Source organism: Lentihominibacter faecis (assembly GCF_014306095.1).
In the GTDB taxonomy this organism is placed as follows: domain Bacteria; phylum Bacillota; class Clostridia; order Peptostreptococcales; family Anaerovoracaceae; genus Lentihominibacter; species Lentihominibacter faecis.
The window spans coordinates 1-18694 of sequence record NZ_JACRWC010000004.1 but is presented as its reverse complement, the minus strand read 5'-3'; the positions used below and the strand labels follow the sequence as shown (position 1 = coordinate 18694).

At 42.1% G+C, this 18694-nt stretch carries 18 protein-coding genes and 1 pseudogene; 10 read left to right on the top strand and 9 right to left on the bottom strand.

From position 1 onward, the window contains the following. From H8876_RS00240 to H8876_RS00200, 9 genes and pseudogenes are all read left to right on the top strand, one after another. On the top strand, positions 1-184 hold a 184-nt coding region (locus H8876_RS00240), incomplete at its 5' end, for a winged helix-turn-helix domain-containing protein (RefSeq protein ID WP_249286069.1). Between the two features lie 409 nt (positions 185-593). Then, positions 594-1259, top strand: a pseudogene (locus tag H8876_RS10360) (sensor histidine kinase); the annotation flags it as partial. Between the two features lie 216 nt (positions 1260-1475). After that, positions 1476-1832 (top strand): ABC transporter permease, encoded by a 357-nt coding sequence (locus tag H8876_RS00230; protein ID WP_346727813.1) that lies wholly within the window; start codon positions 1476-1478, stop codon positions 1830-1832. A gap of 26 nt (positions 1833-1858) precedes the next feature. After that, on the top strand, positions 1859-2344 hold the full coding sequence (locus tag H8876_RS00225; protein WP_181013427.1) for a hypothetical protein: 486 nt from the start codon (positions 1859-1861) through the stop codon (positions 2342-2344). 414 nt (positions 2345-2758) lie between these two features. Beyond that, positions 2759-3346 carry a hypothetical protein gene (locus H8876_RS00220; protein ID WP_249286066.1) on the top strand — a complete coding sequence of 196 codons (588 nt, stop codon included), beginning with the start codon at positions 2759-2761 and terminating at the stop codon, positions 3344-3346. 307 nt (positions 3347-3653) lie between these two features. Next, a complete protein-coding gene (locus tag H8876_RS00215) occupies positions 3654-5252 on the top strand; it encodes a BCCT family transporter (RefSeq protein ID WP_249286065.1) in 1599 nt (532 codons plus the stop codon). Positions 5253-5258: 6 nt separating this feature from the next. Further along, entirely contained in the window at positions 5259-7673 is a 2415-nt protein-coding gene (locus H8876_RS00210; RefSeq protein ID WP_249286064.1) for a glycyl radical protein, read from the top strand. A 12-nt stretch (positions 7674-7685) separates the two neighbouring features. Then, the gene (locus tag H8876_RS00205; RefSeq protein WP_249286063.1) at positions 7686-8600 is read left to right on the top strand and encodes a glycyl-radical enzyme activating protein; all 915 of its coding nucleotides are present in this window, start codon (positions 7686-7688) and stop codon (positions 8598-8600) included. 42 nt (positions 8601-8642) lie between these two features. Continuing rightward, a complete protein-coding gene (locus H8876_RS00200) occupies positions 8643-9512 on the top strand; it encodes a DMT family transporter (protein ID WP_249286062.1) in 870 nt (289 codons plus the stop codon). Positions 9513-9567: 55 nt separating this feature from the next. Here H8876_RS00200 and H8876_RS00195 read toward each other — a convergent pair whose 3' ends face one another. From H8876_RS00195 to H8876_RS00155, 9 genes are all read right to left on the bottom strand, one after another. Continuing rightward, positions 9568-11070, bottom strand: coding sequence for a sigma-54 interaction domain-containing protein (locus tag H8876_RS00195; RefSeq protein WP_249286061.1), 1503 nt, complete (start codon positions 11068-11070; stop codon positions 9568-9570). A 410-nt stretch (positions 11071-11480) separates the two neighbouring features. Next, positions 11481-12671 carry a tyrosine-type recombinase/integrase gene (locus tag H8876_RS00190; protein WP_077726429.1) on the bottom strand — a complete coding sequence of 397 codons (1191 nt, stop codon included), beginning with the start codon at positions 12669-12671 and terminating at the stop codon, positions 11481-11483. A 78-nt stretch (positions 12672-12749) separates the two neighbouring features. Next, positions 12750-12953, bottom strand: a complete 204-nt coding sequence (locus tag H8876_RS00185) for an excisionase (protein ID WP_004613735.1) — start codon at positions 12951-12953, stop codon at positions 12750-12752. Between the two features lie 313 nt (positions 12954-13266). Next, a complete protein-coding gene (locus H8876_RS00180) occupies positions 13267-13500 on the bottom strand; it encodes a helix-turn-helix domain-containing protein (RefSeq protein ID WP_003431885.1) in 234 nt (77 codons plus the stop codon). Beyond that, complete coding sequence (locus H8876_RS00175) at positions 13485-13934, bottom strand: RNA polymerase sigma factor (protein ID WP_021423055.1); 450 nt, start codon at positions 13932-13934, stop codon at positions 13485-13487. The genes H8876_RS00180 and H8876_RS00175 overlap by 16 nt, the downstream gene beginning before the upstream one ends. A 265-nt stretch (positions 13935-14199) precedes the next feature. Beyond that, complete coding sequence (locus H8876_RS00170; RefSeq protein WP_005342381.1) at positions 14200-14835, bottom strand: ABC transporter ATP-binding protein; 636 nt, start codon at positions 14833-14835, stop codon at positions 14200-14202. A 13-nt stretch (positions 14836-14848) separates the two neighbouring features. Next, a complete protein-coding gene (locus H8876_RS00165; RefSeq protein WP_005342380.1) occupies positions 14849-16294 on the bottom strand; it encodes an ABC transporter permease in 1446 nt (481 codons plus the stop codon). A 3-nt stretch (positions 16295-16297) separates the two neighbouring features. Continuing rightward, entirely contained in the window at positions 16298-17521 is a 1224-nt protein-coding gene (locus H8876_RS00160) for an ABC transporter permease (protein WP_249286060.1), read from the bottom strand. 11 nt (positions 17522-17532) lie between these two features. Beyond that, positions 17533-18027: a hypothetical protein gene (locus tag H8876_RS00155; protein ID WP_005342377.1), complete on the bottom strand. Its 495-nt coding sequence runs from the start codon at positions 18025-18027 to the stop codon at positions 17533-17535. Between the two features lie 162 nt (positions 18028-18189). Here H8876_RS00155 and H8876_RS00150 point away from each other — a divergent pair, with 162 nt between their 5' ends. Beyond that, positions 18190-18672 (top strand): response regulator transcription factor, encoded by a 483-nt coding sequence (locus tag H8876_RS00150; RefSeq protein WP_346727812.1) that lies wholly within the window; start codon positions 18190-18192, stop codon positions 18670-18672. Positions 18673-18694: the final 22 nt, after the last annotated feature.

Genomic DNA, 18694 nt, shown 5'->3' with positions numbered 1-18694 from the left:
TGAACATCAAGGCAAAGTTGTTTCAACTGAGGAACTATTTGAAAATATCTGGAAAGAAAAATATTTAGATAATAACAACACCGTAATGGCACATATAGGGCGGCTTAGAGAAAAATTAAATGAACCCGCCAAAAATCCAAAATTTATCAAAACAGTTTGGGGGGTAGGTTATGAAATTGAATAAAAATGAACAAAATTATCTGCTTACAATCCTGTTTAAAAGTTATATCTTACAGAGTGTAATTTGTTCGGGAATTATCTTAGTGTGTACGGTTTCGTTAGATATAGGACTTACTTGGGTACTGGATAGATATGTGGAACATTACTACCTGATATATAGGGGACTTTATGTTTATATGGTAGGGCTTATATTATGGGTAGTTTGCATTTTGTATTTGACTTATAAACTTTTGAAAAAGGTTGTTAATTATGTCTACGAGTTACAAGCTGCAACAGGAAAACTATTTGATAAATCAGTAGATTATATTGAACTCTCACCGGAACTAAGCGAAATTGCTATCAACATAAATCGCTTAAAGCAAGAAGCAGAAAACAATGCGCGACTTGCACAGGAAAATGAACAGCGCAAGAATGATTTGATTATGTACCTTGCACATGATTTGAAAACGCCGCTTTCTTCCGTCATTGGCTATCTAACACTACTGCATGATGATGAACAACAAATATCACAGGAGTTAAGAGAAAAGTATCTTTCTATTTCTCTTGATAAAGCAGAACGTCTTGAAGATTTGATAAACGAGTTTTTTGAAATCACACGATTTAACTTATCTAACATAACATTACAATACAGCAACATAAATTTGACCCGTTTATTAGAACAACTTATCTATGAATTTAAGCCCATATTAAAGGAAAAAAATTTGAAATGTACTCTCAATAGTACAAGCGACATTATGCTACATTGCGACGCAAACAAAATACAACGTGTGTTCGATAATCTCTTGCGTAATGCGGTAATTTACAGTTATACAGATACAGAAGTTGCAATAACCACAGAACTTCAAGAGAACACTATTGTAATTACTTTTGAAAATTTTGGGAATCCTATCGCAGAAGAAAAACTAAAACTAATATTTGAGCAGTTTTACCGAGTTGACACATCAAGAAATACTACAAGTGGTGGTGCCGGATTGGGACTTGCGATTGCGAAACATATTGTAGAACTACATAAGGGGACTATTGTTGCTCATAGTAAAGACGAGTGTATAAAATTTATAGTTACACTTCCACTTTCGTAGGAAAATCGTAAGAAATTCCGTAGCAAAAAAGAGGATTTTCTTGCGAACAATCATCAAAATTAAGGCTTTTATTTTGATACAATTATTGTATCAAGGTGAAAGCCTTTTATCTTTAAACGAAATATAATATACAATAACAAGGAGGTATGTTGGTGAAATACCAAAATCGAATTATGGCGTTACCTATGCTATGTATGATAATAATCGTTTTTATTATTGTTTGTTTCTGTTTTGGGACAGATTAACATAGGTTTATCTTCTTTAGAACAACGTACACATGAGCTGTTGATTAGAAGAGCAATAGGAGCTTCCCGCGCAAATATTGTTACTTTGGTTTTAGGTACGCAACTGATTATTTCAATATTCGTTTGCATTGCGTCAATTTTACTCTCGCTACTTATCGTTGAAGGTATCAGTGTATTGCTTCCACCTGATTCACCAATAACAGCACCAAGTTATCCTATTTTTTCGGCTGTCATAGCTGTAATAACTTCTGTTATTGTTGCATTATTAGGCGGGTTATTGCCCGCAATAAAAGCAGCAAAACTGGAACCTGCATTAGCACTTAGATAAAAGTTTAAGAAATTGGAGGAATAAATATGAAAATATTATCTGCTAAAACAAAAATTCTTTTAGGAATGATTTTTACTTTAATGATATGCTTAATGTTTGCGGGGTGTTCTAATTCTGATACTACATCTGATTCAAGAGGATTTACAGACTTTGAGCATATCGAAGAAGAATATCTTGCAACCATTGACAGTTTGGATTGGCCAGATGGAGTTGAACTTCCTAAAAAGTTGGAAAATGAAGATACAGGGGCTTCTTTCCAAGTTGGCTATGGTGAAACAAGAGCTTCTAACTTGTGGGAATATTCATGGATGAAAGAATGGCTTGACACTTATAATACAAATCCGGAAAGAGCCGAAAAAGCATTAGAAGAATTGGAAAAAGCATTTGATATGCCATATATGGGAAAAGACAGGTGCGATGACGCTACTCGTAATTATTTGCGAGAAAATATTGACAAAGCAAAACTAGGTGATCCATCTGGTTTTAGGGAGTGTATAGATGTTAATTATTGATTGGTCTTACTAACAAGTAATTTTCAAGTACATTCTTTTATATGCCCGCGTGGAATTTGGGCACCATTTGGGCACCATTTACGGAAAAAGCACCATGAAAACAGAGGGTAAAAGAAACGCCGACAACTCACAAAAACGTAGTGTTCATGCGGGTTTTCGGCGTTTTCCTATCCCTTAACGGGCTTCTATTCATCTTGTGCGAGAGAGAAAAATTCTACTATTTTTTAGATATGGTAAGCATAAAAACTCCTCTTTCGTATTTTTCAGAAGATATCCTTACATACAGCTTAACAGAAAACCTTCTTGAAATCAAAAAAATAACTTCAGGCGGATTGTTTTTCCGGCAAAGTTTGGTAAAATAAATCTGAGCGGAGGAGCCACGGGCTATGCAACGCTTGGAAAGAAGGCAAAACCATGCAGTTTTTATTAAAAGGTATCATATCCATGATCGTGACTGTCCTGCTGCAGGGCGGTGTGGCGAATATCGTTTCCACAACGCCGGAAGATGCGGCAAAGGATTTTTTGGAAGGACTGAAAAACAACGAGCCGCAGGTCATGGAAAAATACATGGATAACTCATACATCAATTTTATCTGCAATGTAGAAGGAGATGAAGGCGTGGTGGATCGGATGGACGATGCGCTGTTCCAGAACTTTTCCTATGAAGTGGACAAGGTGGCGGCTAAAGACGACGTGGCTGTAGCGAAAGTGACTGTGACCTGCAATGATTTCAGTCAGGTTTCGGCAGCTTATGACAAAGCGGCGTACGATTTTATAAAAAGCAACCTTTATACTGATGAAGTGGCGGATAAGACAGCACTGAACGCCAAGTGTCTGGATCTTTATGTACAGCAGATCGAGGCAGCATCCTCCGGTGAGACTGCGCAGACCGTGATCTATCTGCCTATGGTGGATAATGGCTATTATGGATGGGATGTCTTGCTTTCCGATGAGCTGATGCAGACCATGCTGGGAGGACTACAGATGCCGGTGAGCAAATAAGGGCAAAAAAATGCAAAAATAAGCGAAAATACACAGAGAACAACTTCGATTTTTTGCATATTTTTGCACTAAGAAGCACTAAGAAAAGGAATGACGAACTGTGCAAAGCATAGAACTTTGTAGAAAAAAGTTTTTATCGATCCATTAGAATTACAACGATTCAAGACGATTTCAGTACCGCAGAAAAATATGCGGAAGGGGGAATTGTCTTTTTTTTGCCGAAGTTGGCATCGAAGTTGCGGTAACTATAGGCGTAACTAAAAACCGCAATTATTACAAGGCAACCATTTTGAAAGGAGAAATGAAAGTGGATTCTCAAAAATCAAAAGTGCAGGGGAAACTGCGAAAAGGCGTTTTCTTTCCTGCTGCAGGAGCACTCGTTATTTTCATTGGGCTGGTAGCGGCCTTCCCGGACAAGGCTTATGAGGTACTGACCGGACTGCTCTATAAGATGGGCGGAAGCTGCGGCTGGGCTATAGAGCTTCTGATCTTTTTCGTATTTGTAGGGGGCTTGATCCTTGCCTGCACCAAGTACGGCAACATCCGGATCGGTGGAGATAATGCCAAGCCTCATTACAGCATGTGGAGCTGGATCACCATGTCCATCTGCGGCGCTATCGGTACAGGCATTATCTTCTGGGCACTGGGCGAACCGATCTATCAGTATATGGGACCTGCAAGCTCGGCCGGCGTAGAGCCTGGGTCGGAAGCAGCGGCAACATGGGCTGTATCCCAGACTATGTTCCACTGGTCCTTCGAACAGTTCGCATTTTATTCCGTACCTGCTATTGTTTTAGGTCTGCTTCTTTATAACTTTAAAAAACATGTATCTTATGACCCGGTCGCAGATCTGGCTATCGGCAGACACAATAGGGGTCTGGGGAATGTATTTCATTTTATAATCGTATTCGGTATGTGTGCGGGAGTTGCCTGCTCCATGGGCGTAGGTCTGATGCAGATCGGTTCCGGTATCGAATACCTGAGCGGATTAACATCCGGCAGAGGATTATGGCTCATTCTGGCAGCTATCGTTACTTTTATTTTCGTTCTGTCCTGCGTATCAGGGATCGAGAAGGGATTGAAGAGAATGTCCTCTTTCACAAGCTATGCATTCATCTTCCTTCTGGTTGCGATCCTGATCCTGGGGCCGACGGCATTCATCCTCAACATGTCCACCGAATCCTTAGGTGCGATGCTTTCTGAGATGCCGAAGAGAACTATGATCACAAATGCAATGTTCCCGGGAGACAACTGGGCTTCTGACTGGTGGTTACAGTATGTAGGAAGCTTCATCGTATACGGACCGATCATCGGCGTATTCCTCGCCAGGATCGCATACGGAAGAACCGTAAGACAGTTTATCCTGGTAAACACATTTGTTTCCGGCGGATTCTGCGCAGTATGGTGCGGTATTTTCGGAAGTATGGCAGTATACCTTCAGTCCACAGGGACATTCGACGTATGGGCTGCCGTACAGGAATCCGGAATGGCTTCTACCGTATACCAGCTGCTGGACAGCCTGCCGTTCGGTAAGATCCTCATCGTGGTATTCATTGTAACAGTGTGTACATCGTTCTGTACCATCGCTGACCCGGCATCTTCTGCCCTGGCTAATATCACAGTAAAGGGAAGCTCCATCGAAGACGAGCCGCCTAAGAAGATCAAAATGCTGTACGGCATCTTCATGGGAGCACTGGCTTACGCTCTGATCGCTTCCGGCGGACAGGATTCCGTAAAATCCATCTGGATCATCGTAGGCGTTCCGATGACGGTCATCATCCTTGCACTTTGTATTTCAACCATAAAATCTCTTGCATATCTGCAGAAGAAAAAAGAGGCAAATGATCCGAACATTGACTTTGAAGATATGCTTCGTGTATCTGGAGAGAAAGAAGAAAAGGAGTAGAGAACCATGACTACAAAATTCAAACATGATCACTGGACGAAAGGAGTGACAGAGCGTGTCAATCATCTTCGTGATACGTTCTGGAAGTTCGAGCCGTCCGTCGACATAGAAAGAAGTGTGATTTACACACGTACCTATAAAGAAACAGAAGCGGAGGATACTATTATCCGCCGGGCAACATCTTTCAAAAACTACATGAATGAACGCACCATTGACATTTTACCGGGCGAACTGATCGTCGGGACAAGCGGGAAAGCGCCGAAATCATTCATCTTCTGCCCTGACGTCTGTTTCGGTTGGGTCGAGGCAGAGCTGGATGAGATCGACACGCGGGAACAGGATCCATATGCCATTACGGAAGAGGACAGAGAACTCATCCGTAATGAGCTGATCCCGTACTGGAGAGGCAAATCCATGGAGGAATACTTCATGGCCAACGTGTCCGACGAGCTGCGCAACGTGGCTGTAGGGACCTGCGTTGTTTACGGAGAAAACAAGACTACGGTAGGCGGCGGTGAAACCGCAGTAGGTTTTGAAAATATCATCCTGAAAAAGGGATACAAGGGAATCAAGGAAGAAGCGGAAGCCAAACTGGCAGAGCTGGATAAAAACGACATCGAGAATTTTGACAAGATGCAGGTTTACCGCAGCATGATCCTTTCCTGCGAAGCTATGAAGATCCAGAGTGACCGTTATGCGGATCTGGCTGAAAAGATGGCCGCAGAAGAAACCGATGAAACGAGAAAACAGGAATTGCTGACCATAGCAGAAAGCTGCCGGCGCGTTCCGTGGGAACCGCCGCGGACTTTCCGCGAAGCAGTGCAGGCCATCAATCTGGTGGAAGTTGCGTTGTACTGTGACGAAATCAGTTCCGGCTACAACATCGGCCGGTTTGACCAATATCTGTATCCATACTACAAGAGAGACAAGGAAGCAGGGATCCTGACAGATCAGGATGCTCTGGAACTGCTGGAATGTCTGTGGCTTAAGATTGCAGAATCTCTGTATGGTCTCTCCAAGGACGGAGCCGAATTCTACGTGGGATACCAGCCGTATCACGGCGTGACCTTAGGCGGCGTCAACGAAAAAGGCGAAGATGCTGTCAATGAACTTTCCTTTATGGGTATCCAGGCAACCATGGATCTGCAGATGAACTCGCCTACCATCAACATTCGTGTGAACAAGGCCAACACCAATGAGTTCCTCCTGAAGATCGCAGATCTGATTGCCTGTGGAACGGGACAGCCGTCTGTACACTTCGACGAGTCTGCTATGGAAATGCTGAGAAGAAGCGGCGTTGACGAAAGCGAGCTGTGGAACTACACGCTGGTAGGATGCGTTTCTCCGCAGATGGCAGGAGAGACGACGCAGTGGAATGAAGGCTCCCGTTACTCCTATCCGACTGCGGTAGAATGGGCATTATACGATGGTTACAGCTACATCTTTGATCGTCAGATGGGTCTGCACACAGGCGATCCGACGACCTTCAGGACATATGAAGAATTTGAAGCTGCTGTGAAAAAGCAGATGGCATACCTGGTAGGATGTGCCTGCCGATGCAGCCAGCTGGCAGAGAGGGCTCAGCAGCTTCGCCTTCCTAAGCCGTTCCGTGACTGCTGCGTTGCCGGACCGATGGAAAGCGGTAAAGACATCATGTACAAGGGCAGCAGCAAATACTTTGCAGGCCCTGGACTTTTAGTAACAGGTGTCGCCGATTATGCAGACTCCATGGCAGCTGTCAAGAAGCTGGTATACGATGACAAGAAAATCACCATGGCAGAGCTGATCGACGCTCTGAAGAAGGACTTCGAAGGATACGACGATCTTCGCTACATGCTGATCCACGATGCACCGAAGTACGGAAACGATGATCCGTATGTTGACGATATTGCAAAGGATTGTGTAAAATACTCGGGAGATGTAGCGGACAGCTACACGTCCATCTTCGGTTCTCATTATGCAAACGGTCTTGTGCCGGTAATGGCGAACGTGCCTCACGGAAAGGCGATATGGGCACTGCCTTCCGGAAGAAAAGCCAAGGAGCCTCTGGCAGACGGTATGTCGCCGTACCCAGGCTATGACAAGCATGGGCCGACAGCTGTTCTCAAATCCGTTTGTGATGTAAACCACGCAGACTGCAGAGCAGGAACACTGCTCAACCTGAAGCTGACACCGCAGCTCATCAAAGATGAAGCGGGTAAGCAGAAGCTGGTAGCACTGCTGCGTTCCGAAGAGGTCATGGGAGGATTCCATGTACAGTTCAACGTAGTAGACAGAGATACACTGCTTGATGCACAGGCGCACCCGGAAAAATACAGTGATCTTCTGGTTCGTGTAGCCGGATACAGCGCATTCTTTGTAGACCTGAGAAAGGAAGCACAGGATCTGATCATCAACCGTACCGAAGTTTCTGCATGGTAAGGGAGAAACCACATGCCTCAACTAGTTTACGTTACAAATATACAAAAATTTTGCACCCACGACGGACCTGGGATCCGGACAAATGTATTTTTCAAGGGATGTTCCATGGAATGCAAATGGTGCGCCAATCCGGAAACCATTGATCCTTATCCGCAGCTGATGTATTATCGCAATAAATGCACCGGCTGCGGGCGGTGTATCCCCGACTGCATCCACGAAGCAATCAAGTTTCATCATGACGGAAGCCGGGTGGAGCAGATCCCGGGCAAGTGCAAGAACTGCGGGACGTGTGTCAGTGCATGTCGCCAGGAAGCACGGGAGATCATCGGTGAGCTGAAGACTCCGGAAGAAGTTTTTGGGATCGTCAATCAGGATAAGGTTTTTTACCAGCAGTCTGGTGGCGGTGTAACCTTTTCTGGCGGAGAGCCTTTTTTGCATCCGGAATTCATTCAAAAAGTGAGTGCGATGTGCAAGGCTGAGGGATATAATACAGCTGTGGAAACCTGCGGGAACTTCTGTCTGTCCCCGGTACTCAAAATCATCGATCTTATAGATCACGTGCTTTTTGATATCAAAATCATCGATGAAGAGAAGCATATCCGGTACTGCGGGAAGTCTAATCAGAAGATCCACCGAAACTTTGAGACACTGTTGAAACTGACCGATGTGACGCCGCGCGTGCCGATCATCCCGGGCATCAATGATACTCCTGTGGACATCGCGCTGCTGTGTCGTTTTTTCACACAGCACAAGGACAAGATCAAGCGCGTTCATATTTTGCCGTACCATAATCTGGGCCTCGGTAAATACGAAGCGCTGGACGAGCCGTACTCTCTCAATGATGTACATCCACCGTCAGACGAGCACATGAACGGGATCAAGGCGGATTTGGAACGATGCGGGTTTGAAGTCGTGATAGGAGGCTAGAAGAAGTGGAACGCCTTTTGCCAGGCTGTTTCGGGGGACATTATGAACAACAAAATCAAATTGAATACTCTGGCGTTCATTACCATTATTTTTTGGTCGGCTGCGTATCCGCTTACAAAGGTGGCGTCACAGGACTTTGATTGCTACACCATAACGGCACTGCGAGCGTTTATCGCTGCAGCTGTAATGCTGATCATTGGTTTGGTAACGCATATAAGAAAAATTTTCAAGTTTAGTCATGTTTGGTTGTTTGCGATCGAGGGTGCATTCGCTTTTTCGCTATATGTGATAGTGTTTAATATAGGACTCCAGTCCCTGACCACTACAACTTCGAGCCTGATAATCGCAACCGTTCCAATCTTTACGGCAATAGGGGCATGGAAAATTTTCGGAGAAAAACTGAAGCCTGTTGGATGGATATCAATGGGAACGGCTTTTGCCGGCGTATGTATACTGTTGCTGTGGGACGGTGACTTAAGCATTGGAATAGGCGCTTTATGGACGTTTATTGCTGTGCTGATGTTCAGTGCGTATAATCTCATAAACAGAAAGCTTGAAAATCTCGGCTACAATTCAATGGAAATCGTGACGTACGCATTGATATTCGGAGCAATCGAATTACTTCCTTTCGCTCCAAGAGCTGTTGGACAGATCATGACCGCAGATACATCTTCCCTTATGGCAATCATATTTATGGGGATTGGAACAAGTGCTCTGGCATATTACACCTGGTCAAAGGCGCTAACGTATGCAGATAAACTGAACGAAGTTACAAATTATCTTTTTTTATCCCCATTCATCACTGCTATTTTGGGATGGTTGATGCTTGCAGAGATTCCCGGAGCAGGAATATACATAGGGGGAGCAATAATAATGCTCAGCCTCATTGTTTTCAGTGTAAAAAGCAGATGATTTGCAGGAACAATGAAGAAACAAAGTATACAAAAATAAAAAACACGGGATCCCATCAGCGGTGGATCCCGTGTTTTTTCATATGGTAGGAAAGCTTTTGCCGGCTGATACCAAGCTGGCGTGCCGCTTTGGAAATATTGCCGCCAGTTTGCAGGAGAGCATCCAGTATCTTCTGCTTTTCCTTCTCTTCGATGATCGTGTACAGTGTTTCCGGCTGAAGGTCCTCCGGTTGTGAGATGTCCGGCTGTGATACGCCTGCAGTAACTGGAGAAGCCGGTGCAGCTGCCGGTGCCGGAGAAGCAGGTGAGGCAGAAGCTGCTAAAGATGGTACAGAGATACCCTGCAGAGTCCCGACATAGGTGGTAGTCGCATCAAAAAGATAGTGAGGCATGTCGTGCATGCGGATCTCTGTTCGATCCGGCGGAATGCTGCTGATGGCAGATTCGATCACATGTTTTAGCTGTCGAACGTTTCCAGGCCATGGATAGGATATGAAAAATTCATGAACCTCCGGAGAAAGATTTCGCAGTTTCTTCTTGTAGGTCCGGTTGAATTTCTGGATGAAATGATTTGTCAGCAGATCAATATCCTGAGGTCTGTCTTTGATTGGCGGGATCACGATAGTCGTGACAGAAAGACGGTAAAACAGATCTTCGCGCAGCTGATTTTTTTGCAGGGCGATCTGTGGCATAGTATTGATACTGCTGATGATCCGGACGTCAACTTTGATATCGCAGCCGCCGCCAAGACGACGGATTTCTTTTTCTTCCAGGACACGAAGCAGCTTCGCCTGTGACTCAAGGCTCATAGAGTTGATTTCATCCAGAAATAATGTTCCGCCTTCGGCCTGTTCGAACAGACCGATCTTATCCAGAGCCCCGGTAAAGGTCCCCTTGGTCGTTCCGAAGAGGATCCCTTCCAGAAGGCCGTCAGGAACGGCGGCGCAGTTGATGGCAAGGAATGGTTTATTTTTTCTTGGGCTGGAGTTATGGATAGCCTGCGCGAATACTTCTTTGCCGGATCCGGTGAAACCGGACAGCAGTATGGGCACGTCGTTAACAGCAGAGCTCCTGGCAAGTTCGATGCTTCGCTGAAATGCGGGGTGCTCTCCTATTAGAGAATCGAAAGTTTTCTTTTTTGCCTTTGGGTTTTTCTGCTGATTCTTCTGCAAAGTGGTATTATCCGATAATACCTGGCTGACCAGAGTCATGTCACGCTGCACCGTGCATACTCCCAGCAGTTTGTCTCCTGCAAATAAAGGAAAGGATTTTGCCAGCTGATGGTATTGTTTGCCGTCAAGCATATAAATGTTTTCGTGTTCCGGAATGGTTTTTTGCTCATAGAGTGCCTTTAGTGTCGGGCTTTCTCCCTGAGTATAGAGTTCCTTGATATGTTTGCCCTTGACTTCTGAATTCGTCAGATTCTCGAAAGCTTCCACAGCCGGATTGATAAATTGGAGACAGCCTTGTTCGTCTACGATATAGACGTATTCAGTCATATTATTTAAAATGGTCAGAACGCAGGGATTCTCAAGGATCGCCTGTAACTCGTCTTGCATGAAAAATACCTCCTTTTCAATGGTTCTATTTTACCATAAAACAGGCGGGAATTCACTGAAATTCGTGGGCTTCGGGAAAAAGAGCGAGGGAAAATCATGACACCAACAGGAAAATTTAACCGCGTACAACATCAAAGTCTCGCAAATCATGATTCATGTTGTATTCCCCGGCAGATGGAGGAAAGGTGCAACATAAAAGAGGCTGTTTAAGGCTTTCATGTTGTATTTTTTGCAGAAAAACTTACTAAATTTCTGATTATCTTTTCATAAGTTAGTAAATGCCGATATATCCCGTATTTTAGGGCTTTATCGGTATTTTCTTTTTGGAAGATACCTTGCATAAGCTGGCATTTACCAGCATGAAAATGCAACCAAAAGTAGTAAATGAGTAGTAAATATAAGCTCCGATATTAACAAGCCAGCCTTTCCAGCTCCGCTTTTGCAGATTGAAATGTACCGTGTGCGTAATAGCCAAGTGTCATGGTTATGTTGGCGTGTCCCATGAGATATTGCAGGGTGTTTGGGTTCATTCCTCTATTTGCCATATTCGTACAATAAGTATGTCTGAATGAATGTGGTGTGATGTTCGGTAACTTATCCGTGTGATACTTGTTATACTTTTTAATTAGTCCTCGCACCATGCCCTCATAGTTTCCTGCAACTTTAGGCAAGCCCTCACGGTTTAAGAATAGAAAATTGCTGTAACCACCTACAATCAGCGGTTGTGCTTTTCCTCTGTTCTTTAGTATTCTTTGGATTGCTTGATAAGCCCGTTCTGTCAATGGAAGTTCCCGTTTTCCGTTTTTGGTCTTTGGTGTTTCAATATAGTAGCCCATTTCGCTATCTTTCAATAGCTGGTGGTCTATATTGAGTATTCTGTTCTGCATATCAATATGCGTCGTCAATCCGCAAAATTCAGAAATACGAAGTCCCGTTTCCAGCAGAAGCACAACCTCATCATAATACTTGCTGTAAATCTTGTCCTTTTCCATAAAGGCAAGCAGGCGTTCTTCCTGCTCTGGTGTAAGGATAACTTTCTGCTCCGTATCATCTTCCAGAACATCACTTAGCTTAAAGTCAAATGGGTTCTTTCTGATACAGTCGTCTTGTATCGCCATGTAAAATGAAGCTTTCAAGGAACGCTTATAGTTATCAATCGTTTTATAGGCATATCCTTTTTCGCTCATTCTGATAGCCCATTCTTTAGCGTCCGACTGCTTAACAGTATCAATCGCCCTCATACCCAATGGGTCATTTTTCAGAGCATTCATAAGATACTGTCGTCCCTTTTCAGTAGCCCTTTTGATGTTCTTTCTTTGGCTGTTTTTCTTGTCGTAGAGCTGGCAGACTGTCATTTTACCGCCGACTGTGTCGATACCGTCGTTAAGGTCTTTTTTTATCTGTGCTTCTTTTTCCCTCAATGAAATATCATCACGCTTTCCAGCAGGTGTCTTGTCTGTCGGTACAAGTTTCCAAGAATAGATAAATTGTGGCTTTCCGTATATATCGGTATATTTATAAACGTATCTTCCGTCTTTTCGCTGGCTCTCTCCATTACGCAAATTGCGATTTTTACTGTCTTTTCGTTTTACATTAGACATAGTGTAAAGCTCCTTTCCGTCATGGAATGAGCCGTGATACGCTATACCTTATTATACCATATCTACGGCTCAATGACATTAGATTTCGTCCAATGTATCTATGATTTTTTCAAATTGTTTTCGCTTAATCTGAATACGATTACCGTTCACGATAACCCAGCCAGCGTCAATATTTTCTTCGGCTAATTTACGCAATTTCTTTTCGCCAATGCGGAAGTATTTAGACGCTTCTTCAATCGTCAGAGTATATTTTTCCCAGATAGGCACATCAGTATTGTTCATAATCTATGCACCTCCTTTACTGTGTGTCATTTTTTACAAGCAGGCAGACGGCTTTGGAAAGCTCCGTTAGTATCTCAACTATTCCCATTCTTGTGGGCAGAACCGCACCATGCGGACGTATCATTATTCTGTGAGGATAGGTCGTGGCAAAGCGACTTTTCCAACGGTCGCTCTCGGATCACTGCGTGGGTCGCTCGCTTTCTTTTGGAAAGGTCATGGCGTACAGTCCCCGTGGCTTGCTATCTCACAAACGTATCTGTCTGCTTTATTCAGTTGTCAAAGACCAGACGGGCATAATCAATCCCGATATGAATTAGAAACGTTTAATATCAAAGTTTAAGATTTTACGAATAATCGCTTCTTTGATAAAACCTTTCATTTCCAAATCTACCGCAAGACGTAAGTTGTTGTTATCGTCGTAAAACGGACGCATACAGCATTGATTGATATATGGGTCATAAAATTCCAAGATTTTTGAAATTGCTGTTTCGTCGCCGTCGCAGGCTTTGGAAATAACCGTGAAAGTCGGTGTCAGCTCTTTTGGCATTTTTCTTTTTCCTCCTCAATCAGTTGCTTTAACTTGTCTAGTGCTTGTATTCTGCACTTCGTTACATTCGCTCTGGAACAGTCAAGCATTTTCCCAATATAAGTGTCCGTGTCCCCAATGAAAAAATACTGTAAAACGATATTACGCTTTCGTTCTTCAATAGCTTTCAATGCACGAGCCAGTTGTTCATCTTCGATTGACACTTTTTCGCCACAGACTTCAAATACTGCAACATAATCCGTAGAATATGTATCTTCTGTGCCTATGGAATTTAAGAGGTCGTCCATAATTTCGGCGAATGGCATTTCTTTTTTCTCTGAACGACGTATCGCTCGATAGAAGTCAATCGCTCTATGACGTATAACTGTTTTAATAGCACAATCGAATTGATGACAGGTTTTTTCTTGTAGTTCTGACGGTTTTATTTTCCTCACCTCCTTTCGCTAGTCGAAAAGAGGTGTCTGCCCCTTTTCATATATACCGCGTTGAAAGTGGGGTACAGCGTAACCAAAATCAAAAAAAACTTAAAAAATTTTTTTCTGGCATGAAAAAAGCCCGCACAAAACATATAGTCTGTACGAGCCTTTGAAACTGTATTGTATTTAGTTCTTATAACAATGCCGTTAGGGTCAAATTGATTGTGTCGAGGTATATCTAAAATATTCCATAATGACAGCTCCTTTACGGCACTATTCTTGTTTATTCAGACAGAAAAGAAATTGCACCGTTTTTAATTTCTAAGATTTCGTCGGCTTCTTCTGCCAAATGCTTACTGTGTGTAACCACAACAACACATTTTCCTAATTCATGTGCAGTCTTTTTCAGCAAAGCAATGATTTCATCAGCGGTAGTTTCATCAAGATTTCCCGTCGGTTCATCTGCCAAAAGTACATGAGCGTCGCTGGCTAAAGCTCTTGCAATCGCCACACGCTGTTGTTGTCCACCAGATAGTTGCAATACATTTCTCTGCCAGTATTCTTTTCCAATGCCGACTTCTTCCAATAATTTTTCAGCATTTCCACTACCACCTAATTTGACATTTTCAACCGTTGTCAAATAATCAATCAGATTATAATTTTGAAATACCAATGAGATATTATGCTTTCTGTGGTAATTCAGCCCTTTTTTTGTAATGTCCTCGCCATTGCAAAGTACAGTCCCTTTTACCGCTGTGTCTAAGCCTGCTAACAACGATAAGAGTGTTGTTTTTCCTGCACCACTCGGACCGACAATGGTATAGAAGATACCCTCCTCGAAAGTAGCAGATACATTATTCAAAATGGTTTTATCTTTTTTTGTTTTGTAAGCATAGCTTACATTCTTTACTTCTAACATTTTCGTCGTCCTCCTAACTCATTTCCGATAAAATATCTTTCGGGTTTCTCTTTAGTATTACAATTCCAGATACCAGAACAGAAGCCGTTATCAACACAAGAACACTTACACCGTCCAGTAGATACATTTCTGGTGTAACCTCTACGCTGATACTCTGCACGTCCTGCTTTGGTGCAACGTATTCTGTGGATACTTTTCCCTCATTATTCTTTTCTTCCTCCTGCATTTGCTGAACCTGCTGTGATACCAGATAATTTGCAGTTGCTTTGGAAACGGCAGGAGCGACAGCAAAGGATAACATAAGGGAAAGAACAGCAATCATAATCGCTTCGCTCCAAATTTGTCCGATAATTCTAAATTTCGGAACACCGAGAGATAAGAAAATACCGACTTCCTGCACCCGATTTTTCAACCAGAAAAGAAATACTAAAACAAGGATAACAAAACTTGCAACAGAGATTACCAATATCATCATTTCGCTTACTTTTGCTAAATCATTGAAGTTTGAGGACATGGTTTCGGAATTTCCGTTATTGTCAATCAAATCATATTGCTCCCAATTGATGTCTACTTTTTGCAGATTTTCTTTTACTTCGTCGTAAGCTTCCACATCTTCCACTTTGAAATAGGCTCTTTCATATAATGGACTTGTTTCACCCTCTGCCTTTTCTGGAAATCTCAAATCTGTAAATATTACATTTTCCGAACGGTAAGTATCTCCCTGCATAAGTGGGGACATCTTTTGATCCACTTGATAAATTCCAACAATCTCAGCTTCTGATACCTTTGAATTTTCAGTATCGTGGTAATCATTAAAAGAAATCTTATCGCCGATTTTCAGATTATTTTGCTTTGCCAGTTCCTCTGAAATGACACACATATCTTTATCCTCTGGGGTTATCATTCGTCCCTCTTTGATATGCAGGTTTCCAGATAAAACATTTCTGTCTAGTTTCATATCTTTGTTTCCAATTAAACTTACACCGCCAACATCTGCATTCTGGTCTACATCTTTATCTTCAATCCTTTTGAAATTTACAGGGTTTACGGGAGTTGTTACTGTTGTAATATTGTAATCAGCAATTCCTTTTGCTTTTGCCAATTTCTCAATGTCTTTTATATCTAAGCTTTCAAATTCATTTGTTGTCCAGCCTGTCCAAGTCTCCACACCATTGATAATCTCTTTTTCCTGATGGTAGCCACCAAAACTACCTTCCTTATCATTACCAATCTTTTCTGAGTATTCACGAACTCGCTTTGTTCGGTACTCTGCATTTCTTTCTAAAAGAAAGCCTGCACCTATGGCTTGTCTGGTTTTGTCCTGCACCTCAATACTGGCATTTTTGCTCGCCACACCTGCAAGAAGCAAGGTACTGATTGCAAAAACAATCAACAATAAGAGAATACTTTTTACGGGCTTTCTGAACACAGAACGCCTTGCCAATCCAAAAAAATTCATGTACTATCCCTCCATTTTTGCTAATATATCTTTTGGGTTTGCTCGTAATATCGGAAGAATGGAACAGCACAATGCCACCAAAATAACTGCACCGCCTAAAAGGAACAACATTCCAATATCTTGTATCTGCAAAACCACTTTCAGATTTTCTGTTACTGTTTCTGAACCGGTAATGACGTTTTGCAAAACGCCCGAGAACAATTTACCAATGGCTGTTGCTCCTAAAACCGAAAGTGTAAATACACTGCCTGCTTCTAATAAAGTTTGCAGGAAAATTTCACTTTTTGTCTTGCCGAGGCTCATAAAGATTGCCACCTCTTTTTGCCTTGTCCGCATCCACATACATAACAGCAGGGAAACAACAACAGTACCAGTTACCAATGTAAGTACCAGCATAAGATTTGCCACCTTACTGATTTGCTCTAATGGAGCAGACATCTGTTGATAAAGGGTATCAGACGTGCTAAGTGCTACATCATTTCCGAATATTTTTTGCAGGCTGGTTTCCAGCACATCTAATTTTTCTGGTCTTTTTGAGTAAATGCAGATTTTTTCAAATTCAGCTTCTTTGAACAATTCTTTATAAGTGCTGTTGTCAATAAAGACTTGATTTTCTATTCGATTGACTGCCGTAGTTTCTGTTGGCTGGTCTTTTTCCACATTTCCTGCGGACATGAAAATTCCAATAATCTGAACAGATACTTTTGTTCCGTTTTCTGTACTTAGTTCAATCGTATCTCCAACCTTTAGCCCATTCTGATTTGCAAGGTTCGCATTGATAACAGCACCCTTTTTCTCACGCTTGATATAATCGCCAGAAGCTAAGCGGTACTGCATTTCTGAAAAAGGGCTGTCCTTTTCCAAATCATCATAGGAAAGCAGTGCTATTTTCAAATTTTCCTCATTCGTAGAAGTATTGAGCGTAACGGGAGCAAAATTATTCGGAAATACCTCTTGTCTACCAATGCGGTTGATAGACGAAACATCTTCTAGCGTTTCAATCTTGTTTACTTCATTCTCTGTTATCTTGCTGTCCTTACTTGTAATTTCAGCCACAATCTTAGAGTTTGTCTTTTCCTGCATGGCTTGTTTGGACTCATTTGTAGTCCTTAAAATCATGCTTGTACCTAAAATCATACTGTTTACAAGTATCAAAACAATCAACAGAAGAATGGTTTTCCCTTTTTTTCGCTGTAAATAGCGAAAACCAAGTTGATAAAACTTCATACTTCACACCTCTATTCCCAATGGGCTATGACAACCTTTGTTGCATTGAAATGATTTGTGTCTGCAAACTCTCCATAGAGATATACTTCAGATTGCTTTTTCACATCGGATATAGAACCCGTTGTTACATTTGTAACACCAGACTGTGCATTTACTGTGGCAATGACAAATTCACAATCTGGGTTATAGGTTACAGAAACAGCATTCTCTTTTTTTTCCATTCCCGGTGCTTCTATTTTTATCCCAGCTCCCCCCTCAATATCTTTTGCTTGATTTACCAAGCAACCATTGTCTGTAAATTCCAAAACACTTCCTATCAAATTAGCAGAATCTAATATGTCGTTTCCTTTATTTTCTGAAGAACCATTTGCATTTTCTTCATTCGTATTAGAATTGACAATAGGATTAGACGTATCTGGTTTCTCATCTGGACTTGCACCACACCCCGTCAATGCACAGATACATAATCCAACTGCTATGAATTTACTGATGTTTGTCTTTTTCATTTTTGTATTCCACCTTTCTTGTTCGATATGCCCCTATTGTAAAAGCAAACCATTCTAAAAATCCTGTAAAAAAGTAAGAAAATCATCATCATTTTTTAGAGGATTTTTACAGACTTTTCTGTTATACTGTCTATAATTTATATAGAAAAGGATTGATACATTATGAAAATACTTCTTCTGGAAGATGATTTAGAATTATGTAAAAATATAAAAAATTCGCTGGAAAAAGAAAACTATATGGTTGATTGTTGCAATGACGGGGAAACCGCTATGCTGTATGCCTTAAATACAGACTATGCTTATGACATTGCCATTGTAGACCGTATGCTACCGATTATTGACGGCTTAACAATCATAAAATCTATGCGTAGAAAAGGAATATCTATTCCTATCCTTATCATTACAGCCATGAGTACCCTTGATAATCGGGTGGAGGGTTTAGACGGCGGTGCTGATGATTACTTAGTAAAGCCATTTCATATCAAAGAATTGCTTGCAAGGGTTCGGGCATTGACAAGGCGACCTGCCAATATCCAGTTATCGTCTAAATTACAATATGGAGATTTAACTTTTGATAAAGACAGCCGAACCTTATCTACACCCGTCAATTCTATTTTATTAACTTCAAAGGCTGTCTCTTCTTAACATCTCCGAGCCCCCGAGACGG